This is a genomic window from Methylobacterium planeticum, from assembly GCF_008806345.1.
GTDB classification, from domain to species: Bacteria; Pseudomonadota; Alphaproteobacteria; order Rhizobiales; family Beijerinckiaceae; genus Methylobacterium; species Methylobacterium planeticum.
In genome coordinates, this window is record NZ_VZZJ01000056.1 from 1 (window position 1) to 10,906 (window position 10,906).

Here is a 10,906-nt window from a genome sequence, read left to right on the forward strand (position 1 = left end):
TCGCCACGTCCGCTCCCTCCACCACGGCGCTCGCCGTCGGGCCCGATGCGGGAAGCACCGAGCAGCCCCCGGCGAGACAGAGCATCAGCGCCGATAGCGCCGCGTTACGCACCATGTACACATCTCCATCCGGACCGGCCGCAGGGCACAATCCTCGGATTGGCACCGCATCCATGCGCGCCATAGACTGAGATCGGTTTAACGATCGCTCGGGCGCAGCCGGACGCGGGCTCGCCGGGCGCCGGGCCCGACGACGGCGAAGCCATCCGCCCGTATTGCGTCACGACCGTGGCACGGCCACGCTTGCTGCGCGTCGGGGCGTGGAAACCCCCGAGACTGTGTCCCGCAGGAGACGCCCGAGCGCGTCCGCCGTGAGATCGACCCGGGCGGGCGGCCCCGCCTCGTCCGCCCCGAAGCGGAAGATCGCGTAATCCGTGGCGGTGTCGCCGAAGCCCGGGCGGCAGCTCGGGAGCGCGGGGGCGTGATCGCCGAAGACGCAGAGGGTGGCGCGCAGGCCCTGCAGCCCCGCGACGAGATCCTCCACCATCCGGCCCGTATGGGCGACGTGGTGCAGGTACTGCGCCAGCGGATCGTCGATGCCGGGCAGGCGGCCGGGCTTCCACGGCCCGTGGTTCTCCATCGTCACGGAGAAGACGAGGAGCGGACCCTGACGCCCGCGCACCTCGGCGAGGATGCGCGACCCGAGCGCCACGTCGCCGACATAGGGGCCGATGCGGGGCGCGCCGGCGAATTCGTCCTCCATGACCAGGCGGTGGAACCCGAAGGCCCGCATCACCCGGGCCCGATGGAAGAAGTCCCGATGGAACGGGTGCACGAAGGCGGTTTCGTAGCCGGCGGCGTCCGCGCGGCGCGCGAGGCTCGTCGGTTCGTGGCCGCCGGTGCTGAGATACGGGTCGAACACCCCGAAGCCGAGGCTCGCCGCATCCCGGCCCGTCAGCACCGCGTGCTCGGTGCGCATGGTGTAGGCCCCGTGCGCGGGGACGCGCAGGCGCCCGTACTGCGCGGCGCTCCTGCGGAAGAGGTCCATCGCGGGAAGGGCCGGGCCGCCGAGGCGTTCGGGATCCACGAAGGATTCGAGCTGGACGACGACCACGACCTCGTCCCGGGGAGCCCCCGGATGGGGCGCGGCCGGCATCGGCACCGCGGCCGGCGCCGCGGCGTCCCGCGTCGCGCGCCAGCGCAGGGCGTAGGCCAGGATGGTGGCGGCGTGACCGTAGCGGGCGACATCCGCCTCGAGATCGGGCTTGGGGAGGAGGCGGGCGAGCCGGGCCGAGAGCGGCCCCCGCGCCAAGGCCGTGGCCAGGGCCAGTAGGCCGAGGGGAAGGGCCAGGACCGCCGCGCCGGCGGCGAGCCAGCCCCGCGGCAGGATCGCGGGCTCCAGCCAGTACCAGAGCGCGACGCCCGCGACGGCTGCGAGGAGCGGCCCGCCGATGCGCGGATCGGTGACGGGCCGGGTGTAGTACAGGTCCGGATGACGCGGCACCTGCGGCAGCAGGGCGAAATCGCTGAAGACCAGGGGCTCCCCGATGACGCCGCGCTTCAGGTGGCTCACGAGGCTGAGGCCCGCCGCGGTCAGGATCGCGGAGAAGCCCGCGAGCCACGGACGCCAGGAGAATGCGAACCAGAACAGCATCACCAGGGCGCAGGCCGCGAACCGGATCGCGAGATCGCGAGTCCGCCACGAGATCGGCCTCTGCCGCCCGCCCTCATAGGCCTCGATGGCGAGCGAGGCCGCGAGCGCGACGATCAACGCGGGAAGGAAGGACATGGGTCGCGCTGCCGGCCTCTAGCGGGGCTTGCCGCCGGAACCGCGGGACACGCCGCGGCGATTGCGCAGGTAGCGCATGATCGGGTTCAGAAGGGCGTAGCGGGCCCGCATCATCACCTGCGCGGTCCTGCTCAGGGAAAGCGGCGTCCGCGGGGCGGCGTCGCGCGCGGCGCTGAGGCGATCGAGGAGCTGCTCGGGGGAGCAGGGCTTCATCGCGACCGGGTCCAGGTAGCGCGGATACAGGATGAGCGCGCCGGCCACGAGCTCGTCGAGTACGAGGGTGCGCCCCCGCGCGGCGTTCGGCGCGAGATCTTCGGTCAGGCCCCAGCCGGAATAGAAGGGCCGGCCGTGCACCGCCACCGTGAGGCCGCGGATCAGGGCCTCGAAACCCGCCAGCGACGTCATGGTCTCGACATGCTGCACCCGGTCGAGGAGATCGACGATGCTGATCCCGCCGACGATCCGGTCCGCCAGGGTCAGCGCCTCCGCCTCCGGGATGGCGCCGGGCCGGAAGCCGGCCTCGACATCGGGATGCGGCTTGAAGAGCAGGTACGCCTCGGGGTTGCGGGCGCGGGCCGCGCGCAAGAGGTCCCGGTTCGACCGGACATGGGGCGAGCCGTGCAGGACGGAGGCATCGTCCTCCACCTGTCCGGGCACGAGGACGACGCGGCGGCCGCTCGGCCAATCGCCGTCGGCATCCGCGACCCCGACATTGTACTTGCTGAGCCTGCGCGCGACGATCGCCTCGCGCAGCGCCCCGGCCCGGGCGACGAGGGCCGGCGGGAACGCCGCGTGGGCGAGGATCAGCGAGAGGCGGCTCTCCTTGCGGGGATCGTAGTAGATGCCCTGGTCGTCGACGACGATCGAGGCTCCGGGCTGAAGGCTCGCCCCCAGCCCGACCGAGCGGAGAAATCCGTCCTCGATCCGCGCGAGGGGCAGCCCGACCTCCGCGCAGCGCGCTTCGAGCTGTTCAGGCTCCCGCGTCGCCCAGGCGAGCACGCGCGCCTGGTGCAGCATTCCCGCCCCCACGGCGTCCTCGGCCGTCATGGTATGGACCGGAGAGCCGTGCGGACCATCGGCGAAGACGTCGAGCGCCGGGCGCTTCCAGCCGGAGATTCCGACGTAGACGACCCGGCGGTCGTTCGCCGCGAACCGGTCGCGCAGCCACGCCACCCGTTCGATGCCGTCGCCCGCCGCGATCGGCTCGCGCGTCCAGGGATCGAAGGTGTGGATGCCCGCCTCGAACAGCCGGGTGAGCGCGGCATCGGAGGGCGGTGCGCCGGAAGCGGCCGGATCGACGCAGTGGGTCTCGTAGCCGGACAGGCGCGCCGCGGCGCCGCTCTCCCAGGAGGCAACGTGGATGCGCGTCGCGCGCTCGAACAGCAGCCAGGGATTGGCCGGCTCGTCCAGCACCGCGAGACGGGCTGACAGGCCGCCCGCGAGCCCGCGGCAGCCATCCGGGCCGGCGGCCAGGAAGTTCTCGTCGGGGCGGTCGGCGAGGACGCGCTCGACGAAGGCGCGCAGGCGCCGGGGCGCGGCGGCGAGCGCCTCGTCCACGAGGATCAGCGACCGCGCGGGAGCGCCGGAGAAATGGGCCTCGAGCGCGGCGCTGCCCTCCAGCGCGAACCGGTTCCGGCCGTAGAGGCGCCGCTCCCGCAGCGCTCCCAGGATGTCCGTCGGCGGCGCGGGCGTCTCGACCGGCGTTCCCCGATACCGGAGGCGAAGGCTGGACATCCCGGTTGCGGGCGTGTCGTAGGGGCTCAGGATCGGTCCCGCCTCGACGACGACGGGCGGGCGGCCGATGCGTTCGAGGGCGCGCGCCGCGACGCCTTCACGGCCCCAGACGACCCCGGCCGCGTCGGACCGGCGCGGATACGCGAGCGCGCAGCCGGTCGCGCCCTCGATCTCGCTCCGAAGGTGATGGATCGTCCGGCCGGTCGCGAACAGCGACGGGGGAAGGCTGGCTTGCATGGCTCGATCGATGGTCGCGCGGGCCCCTGCCTTACCCCAACTCGGTCGCGGCTGGCGAACGGTTCCTGTGCACGGCCCGCGTGCGGACACAACGTCGCCCTGATTGACCCCTAGCCAAGCCGGGCCGAGCAGGCTCGTGCGGACGTTGCCGGAAAGGCACGGGGCGGAGAAATCGCCTCGGCCGGAGCGGTGGCTGCATTGCTGGCTCGTGTTGCGTATGCGACCCGTTCTTACGGATCGTTGGTCGGGCTCCGTGCCCGGTGAAGGACCAAGCGCCTCGGAATGCTGCAGCCTCGCCCCGACGCCTTTCTCGATCGCCCGGCGACCTTCCTCTTCCTGCAGGGGATCGCGACCCCGTTCTTTTCCGACCTCGGCCGCGCCCTGAAGGCCCGGGGCCACCAGGTCCGCCGCATCAACTTCTGCTCCGGCGACTGGCTGTTCTGGAGGCTGCCCTCCGACAGCTACCGCGGCACCCGCGACGGCTGGGAAACCTATCTCGACACCTACGTGGCGCATCACGACGTCACCGACATCGTGCTGTTCGGCGATTGCCGGCCCTTCCACGTGACCGCGCGCGAGATCGCCAAGACGCGCGGCCTGCGCGTCCATGTCTTCGAGGAAGGATATATCCGGCCGAACTGGATCACCTGCGAACTCGGCGGCGTGAACGGGCATTCCTCCTTGCCGAAGACCGCCGAGGAGGTCCGGGCCCTGGCCCGCCGCCTGCCGCAGCCCGGACGGGCGATGCCCTCGAGCGGCGACATGGCGCGGCGCAGCCTCTGGGACGTCGCCTACAACATCGCCAATATCGGCTTCCCCTACTTCTACCCGAATTTCCGCAGCCACCGCCCGACCCATATCGCGGCCGAATATGCGGGCTGGATCAAGAAGTTCAGCCGCCGCGGCCGGACCCGTCGCGAGGCCCAGCGCTGCAACGAGATCTACAATGCGGTCGGCGCCGACTACTTCCTGCTGCCGCTGCAGCTCGACAGCGACTACCAGATCCGGGTCCACTCGCCCTTCCTCGGGGTGGAGGGCTTCATGGACCGGGTGATCAAGTCCTTCGCCTCCGCCTCCGCCGCGCCGACGCGGCTCCTCGTGAAGCTGCATCCCCTCGACAGCGGCCTGATCAACTGGCGCAAGTTCGCCCGCGCCTCCGCCCGGCGCCACGGCGTCAGCGAGCGGCTCGACTTCATCGACGGGGGCGACCTGCCGAGCCTGATCCAGGGCAGCCGGGGCGTCGTCATCGTCAACAGCACCGTCGGCATGCTGTCCCTCGAGATGGGCCGTCCGACGCTCGCCACCGGCACGGCGATCTACAACATGCCGGGCCTGACCCATCAGGGCGACGTCGACAGCTTCTGGACGAAACCGGCCGCCCCCGACATGGCGCTGATGACCGATTTCCGTCGCGTCGTGCTGCACCGGACGCAGGTGAACGGCGGCTTCTTCTCGCACGCCGCGATCGACCGGGCGGTGGCCGGCACGGTGCCGCGCATCGAGGCGGCCCTGCCGGACGCGATGGTCGCGGCGGCCCGCGCGATCCGCGAGGGCACCGAGGATAGCGGGCGCCTCGCCCCGGTCTATTGATCGGCCGGCCCCCCGCGGAGTAGCACCGGGCCCATGCCCGTCATCCTGATCACCGGCGCGTCGAGCGGCATCGGCGCCGCCCTCGCCCGCCACTACGCGGCCCCGTCCGTGACCCTGGTCCTGAACGCCCGCGACCCCGTCCGCCTCGAGGCCGTGGCGGATGCCTGCCGGGCCAAGGGCGCCGAGGTCGAGATCGAGCGCCTCGACGTGCGCGACCGGGCGGGCATGCGGGACTTCCTGCGCGCGGCGGATGCCCGCCACCCCCTCGACCTCGTCATCGTCAACGCGGCGATCAATGGCGGCCATCCGACCGGCGGCATCGAGACCGAGGAGACGGCCTTCGAGACCGTCGACATCAACCTCAACGGTGCCCTCAATGTCGCCCTGCCCGCCTTGACGCTGATGCTCGCCCGCGGCCGGGGGCAGATTGCCCTGGTCTCGTCGCTCGCTGCCTACGCACCGCTGCCCGATGCACCTGCCTATAGCGGTGCCAAGGCGGCGCTTCTCGCCCACGGCTTGGCGCTTCGGGACAAGGTCAAGCCGCACGGGGTGCGGGTGAACGTGGTGACGCCGGGCTACGTCAGGACGCCGATGGGCGGCGACTACAAAGGCTGGCGTCCGCTGGAGATGAGCGCGGACGAGGCGGCGATCCGGATCGCGCGGGGCCTCGCGCGCGACCTCGACGTCGTCGCCTTCCCGCGCCGGCTCGCGGCCGCGGCGCGGGGCGCCGCGCTGCTGCCCGAGCGCCTGCGCCGGATCGGCATGCACGGCTTCCGGTTCCAGATACGGCAGCGACGCTGATGCCGGCGCCGCGCCTCGCGCTCTTCGCCCTCGAGGCCCTGCCGAATGCCCGTGCGGTCCGGCGCTTCGTCGCCGATCGCGCCGCCGACATCGCCTTCGTGGGATTGTCGAATGCGGAACGGCCGAATGCGGGCGGATTCTTCGGACAAATCCGTCGCCATCTCGCCCGGTCCGGTCCGGCCTTCCTGCCCTATCTCGGTGTCAATTTCGGCCTGCCCGACCTGATGCGGCCGCTGGCACCCCTGACGCAGCGCCTCGCCGACAGCCGCGATGCGCCGGAAGCGACGCCCCTCGCCGCCCTGTGCCGGCGCCTCGGGATCCCGACCCTGACGGTCGATGACGTCAACGGCCCGGAGGTCGCCGAGGCCCTGCGCCGCCACGCGGCCGAGCTGATCCTGACCTTTCACTTCGACCAGATCCTGTCCGGCCCGACCCTCGCCGCCGTCCCGCTCGGCGGTCTGAACCTGCATCCCGGGCTGCTGCCGCGCCATCGCGGGCCGGTTCCGACGATCCACGCCCTGTCCGAGGGGCCCGAGGCCTTCGGGATCACGCTGCATCGCCTCGCGGTCGCGATCGATACGGGGGCGATCCTGGCGCAGGAGGCAGTGGCCTTGCCGCCCGACGTCACCGCGAGCCGGGCCTCGGTCCTGCTCCACGCCCGCGGGCGGGTGATGCTCGACGCGATCCTCGACGAGATCGCCCGCACGGGCCGGGTGCCGGAGGGCCGCTCCACGCCGACCCTGCCCTATTGCCCCTTCCCCACCCGCGCGCTCCTGCGCGATCTGCGCCGGCGCGGGTTGAAGCTCACGGATATCCGCGACCTCGCGGAAGCGGCGGCCCTCAACGCGCGGGCGTGACGCGGGGGCGAGGGCCGATTCCCCTGAATCCGGCGGCCCGCGGCGCTGCGGCGCGGCGTGCTCGGTGAGGCGGGCTGAGACTCGGCCCCACCTGCGTCCCTCGCCCGTTCAGCGGGCGAACTTCTTGTACTTCAGCTTCTTCGGAATGATCGTGTCGGTGCCGAGACGCCGCTTCTTGTCCTCCTCGTAATCCGAGAAGTTGCCCTCGAACCACTCGACGTGGCTGTCGCCTTCGAAGGCGAGGATGTGGGTCGCGATGCGGTTCAGGAACCAGCGGTCGTGGCTGATGATGACGGCACAGCCGGCGTAATCCTCCAGCGCCTCCTCCAGCGCCCGGAGGGTCTCCATGTCCAGGTCGTTGGTGGGCTCGTCGAGGAGCAGCACGTTGGCGCCGGCCTTGAGCGTGCGGGCGAGGTGCACCCGGTTGCGCTCACCGCCCGAGAGGGTCCCGACCTTCTTCTGCTGATCCGAGCCCTTGAAGGCGAAGGCCGCGCAATAGGCGCGGGAATTGATCTCGCGCTTGTTGAAATAGATGATGTCGTTGCCCCCCGAGACCTCCTGCCAGACCGTGGCGTTGGGGTCGAGGGCGTCGCGGGACTGGTCGACATAGCCGAGATGCACGGTCTCGCCGACCGCGATCGAGCCGCCGTCGGGCTTCTCCTGGCCGGTGATCATCTTGAACAGCGTCGTCTTGCCGGCGCCGTTCGGGCCGATCACCCCGACGATGCCGCCCGGCGGCAGCTTGAAGGACAGGTCCTCGATCAGCAGGCGGTCGCCGAAGGCCTTGTTCAGGTGCTCGAACTCGATGACGTTGTTGCCGAGGCGCTCGTCGATCGGGATGACGATCTGCGCGGAGGCGTCGATCTTGTCGTTCTGCTTGGCCACCAGCTCGTCGTAGCGGGTGATGCGGGCCTTCGACTTCGACTGCCGGGCCTTCGGCGAGGCCGCGATCCACTCCTGCTCGCGGTTGATGGCGCGCTGGCGGGCCATGTCCTCGCGGCCTTCCTGGGCGAGGCGCTTCTGCTTCTGGACCAGCCAGGCCGAGTAGTTGCCCTCGTAGGGGTAGCCGCGGCCGCGGTCGAGCTCGAGGATCCAGCCCGTGACGTTGTCCAGGAAGTAGCGGTCGTGGGTCACGATCAGGATCGCGCCGGGATACTGGCGCAGGTGCCCCTCGAGCCAGTTCACCGTCTCGGCGTCGAGGTGGTTGGTCGGCTCGTCGAGGAGAAGCAGCTCCGGCTCCCACAGGAGCAGGCGGCACAGGGCGACGCGGCGACGCTCGCCGCCCGAGAGGGTCTCGACGGGCTGCTCGTCGCTCGGGCAGCCGAGCGCCTCCATGGCCTGGTCGATCTTCGACTCGAGTTCCCAGAGGTTCTGCGCCTCGATCTGGTCCTGGAGAGCGGTCATCTCGTCCGCCGTCTCCTCGGAATAGTTCATGGCGAGCTCGTTGTAGCGGTCGAGCAGCGCCTGCTTCTCGGCCACGCCCTCCATCACGTTGCCGCGGACCGACTTGGTTGGGTCGAGCTGCGGCTCCTGCGGCAGGTAGCCGACGCGGGCGCCCTGCGCGACGAAGCCCTCGCCGGTCCAATCCTTGTCGAGCCCGGCCATGATCTTGAGGAGCGTCGACTTGCCGGAACCGTTGATGCCCAGCACGCCGATCTTGGCGTCCGGATAGAACGACAGGTTGACGTTCTCGAGGACTTTCTTGCCCCCCGTGTAGGTCTTGGTCAGACCGCGCATGTGGTAGATGAATTCGCGGGCCATTCGATGTCCTTGCGTTTCAGCGGGCCGGGGCGCGCCGCCTGACGCGCCGGGCCGGATTGCCGTGGCGGATGAAGGCTCGCGCCGGGCACGCATCGAACGTGCCTGCCGCGAGGCCTCCGCATGTGGTCCTGCGGCCGGTCCGGACCCTCGGCGCTCCGATTCGGAGCGGCGCGGGGGCCGCGTCTCACGAGGCCGCAATGCCGTGTGATGAACGCGCCCGAGTACCAGGGTGCCCCGTGCCCGGCAAGGATGCCGGACGATCGGATCGCGCCGCGCTCAGGCGAACGGGTTCTTCACGGTCTCGGATGCCTCGCCCTCTTCCGCCACCGCCTCCGGCAGGTCGTCCGCCGCCAGCGCCGTCACGATGGCGTCGAGGACGGACTTCAACGCCCTCGCCTGACGCAGTCCGGCGCGGTCGCGGGTGATGTCGAGGGAGCCGTGTAGCGCGATGCGGGAGGTCCCGTTCTCGATCGAGAGCGTCCCGATCGTCCGCACGGCGGTCTCGTCCGTGTAGGGGCTGAAGGTGGGGTCGATTTTTCGGCGCGCCATGTTCGGATCCTCAGAAGATCGATCGCAGGACGTCGCGGAGGGTGCGGCGCAGGATGCGCAGGAGTTCCGCGCGCGCCCAGGCCCCCCAATCCTCCTCGCGCGGGCGTTGGCGCCCCTCCGCCGCGTCGCCGCGGGAATATTCGCGCGGCTCGGGCAGGCTCATGGCCCGCGCCTTGACGGCGTCGGGCAGGGTTGGGAAGACGTCGAGGCCGGACAGATCCCTCAGCGCGTCCAGGGAGACCGCCTGCCAGTCCGCATCCGCCCGGTTCGGCGCCAGATAGGCCCCGGCTTCGGCGCGCGCAGGATCGTAGACCGCCTTGAACAGTTGCGTCGGCACGAGGACGCGGCCCTTGATCGACTGCGCCGTCCGCCCCTCGAAGATCGGTCCGGTGACGACGAAGATCTCGCCGCGCTCACCGGCGAAGCGGCGGACGCTCTCCTCGATCGCGGCCCAGAGGCCACGGTTGAAGGCCCGATTCTGGGGCACGATGTTGGCGAGGCTGAAGGACTGGGCCTGCGCCTCTCCGGTCGGCATGTCGCCCGCCGGCGCCATGTGGCCGCGGTCGTAGCCGGTATGCACGTAATCCTCGATCCGGGCACGGGCGTCGGGGGGCAGGCGGTCCTCGTCGTGGAACGCGTCGGCCCGGTCCACCCGCCGCGCCGCGGCGACGCTTCCCCGCGTCAGGCGCTCGGCGGCGTAGAGCGGCGTGCGCGAGGTCCCCGAATGCAGGACCGCGAAGGCGTCGTAGCAGAGGCTCGCCGTGTCGGCCGCGAGCCTCGGGTTCGTCAGGACCGGCGGCGCGCCGTCCGCGAACAGGCTCGGGCAAGTGTCGGCGGCGCGAACCTCGCCGGCGACCAAGACGACGAGCAGGGCGAACCAGGGCCGTGCGCGGCGCGGGCCTAGTAGCACACCCGGACTTTCCGGGTGCCGGAGGGCGTCGGGCGCCAGCGCCATGCGCAGGGTCGTCCGAGACTGCCCTCGAAGGGGCGGACGTCCCGGTCGAGGCCGCCCGCGCCCGGTTGCTCGACGCAGACGGGGTCGAAGGCGCAGACCACCGTGAGGTTCGTCGGATAAGGCCGCGACGCCGCACAAGCTTCGCCGGCATGCATCGATGCGTACAGCGCCAGGGAGGCGGTGAGATGCAGGCGCAACATCACGGCCTCATGTTGCAGCAACGGCACGAAACCCAGAAAATGACGCATTCAACATTGATCAGGGTATCGGTCATCCATACTTGCCGCTTTCATAGCCACGACCCCGGGCCCTGTCCGGCTGGCCGTCCTTAGCGCTGAACGTGCCGGGGGCGTGAGTGAAAAGTACGGGATGCCGCCTGCCGGATTATGACGTCAGCGTGGCAAAGCGGGACGAGATCGGTATATAGGTCCGCAAATCTCATCGACCGCCTGGCGCGTCGAAACCGGGACCGGGCATGGACAAGGGATGCTCCGGGTCGGGCGTCAGAGAGCAAGCGAGCGGGTGTAAATCATTGGCACGGCAAGATACTTTCCCCCTGCACGATACCTCCCCCCTGGACGGCTTGGCGACGCCTGCGGATCTGCGGCGTTTGCCTGAGGGCGAGCTGCAGGC

At 70.9% G+C, this 10,906-nt stretch carries 9 protein-coding genes; 3 read left to right on the forward strand and 6 right to left on the reverse strand.

The window, feature by feature from the left end:
- Positions 1-280: 280 nt before the first annotated feature.
- On the reverse strand, positions 281-1,789 hold the full coding sequence (locus F6X51_RS27045; protein WP_150967093.1) for an LTA synthase family protein: 1,509 nt from the start codon (positions 1,787-1,789) through the stop codon (positions 281-283).
- Positions 1,790-1,807: 18 nt separating this feature from the next.
- Positions 1,808-3,760, reverse strand: coding sequence for a capsular polysaccharide export protein, LipB/KpsS family (locus tag F6X51_RS27050; protein WP_150967095.1), 1,953 nt, complete (start codon positions 3,758-3,760; stop codon positions 1,808-1,810).
- 282 nt (positions 3,761-4,042) lie between these two features.
- Between F6X51_RS27050 and F6X51_RS27055 the strand changes: the two genes are divergently transcribed.
- From F6X51_RS27055 to F6X51_RS27065, 3 genes are read left to right on the forward strand one after another with little or no spacing between them, the layout of a single operon-like run.
- Positions 4,043-5,350: a capsule biosynthesis protein gene (locus F6X51_RS27055; protein WP_150967097.1), complete on the forward strand. Its 1,308-nt coding sequence runs from the start codon at positions 4,043-4,045 to the stop codon at positions 5,348-5,350.
- 33 nt (positions 5,351-5,383) lie between these two features.
- The gene (locus F6X51_RS27060) at positions 5,384-6,151 is read left to right on the forward strand and encodes an SDR family NAD(P)-dependent oxidoreductase (protein ID WP_150967098.1); all 768 of its coding nucleotides are present in this window, start codon (positions 5,384-5,386) and stop codon (positions 6,149-6,151) included.
- A complete protein-coding gene (locus F6X51_RS27065) occupies positions 6,151-7,008 on the forward strand; it encodes a formyltransferase family protein (RefSeq protein WP_150967100.1) in 858 nt (285 codons plus the stop codon). The genes F6X51_RS27060 and F6X51_RS27065 overlap by 1 nt, the downstream gene beginning before the upstream one ends.
- A 108-nt stretch (positions 7,009-7,116) precedes the next feature.
- On the opposite strand, the gene ettA is transcribed toward F6X51_RS27065, so the two are convergent.
- The 4 genes from ettA to F6X51_RS28290 form a co-directional block, all read right to left on the reverse strand.
- Positions 7,117-8,769, reverse strand: a complete 1,653-nt coding sequence (gene ettA / locus F6X51_RS27070) for an energy-dependent translational throttle protein EttA (RefSeq protein WP_150967102.1) — start codon at positions 8,767-8,769, stop codon at positions 7,117-7,119.
- 276 nt (positions 8,770-9,045) lie between these two features.
- Entirely contained in the window at positions 9,046-9,318 is a 273-nt protein-coding gene (locus F6X51_RS27075) for a hypothetical protein (RefSeq protein ID WP_150967104.1), read from the reverse strand.
- Between the two features lie 10 nt (positions 9,319-9,328).
- Positions 9,329-10,273: a DNA/RNA non-specific endonuclease gene (locus F6X51_RS27080; protein ID WP_150967106.1), complete on the reverse strand. Its 945-nt coding sequence runs from the start codon at positions 10,271-10,273 to the stop codon at positions 9,329-9,331.
- Complete coding sequence (locus F6X51_RS28290) at positions 10,219-10,473, reverse strand: hypothetical protein (RefSeq protein WP_191970301.1); 255 nt, start codon at positions 10,471-10,473, stop codon at positions 10,219-10,221. The genes F6X51_RS27080 and F6X51_RS28290 overlap by 55 nt, the downstream gene beginning before the upstream one ends.
- Between the last annotated feature and the right edge of the window lie 433 nt (positions 10,474-10,906).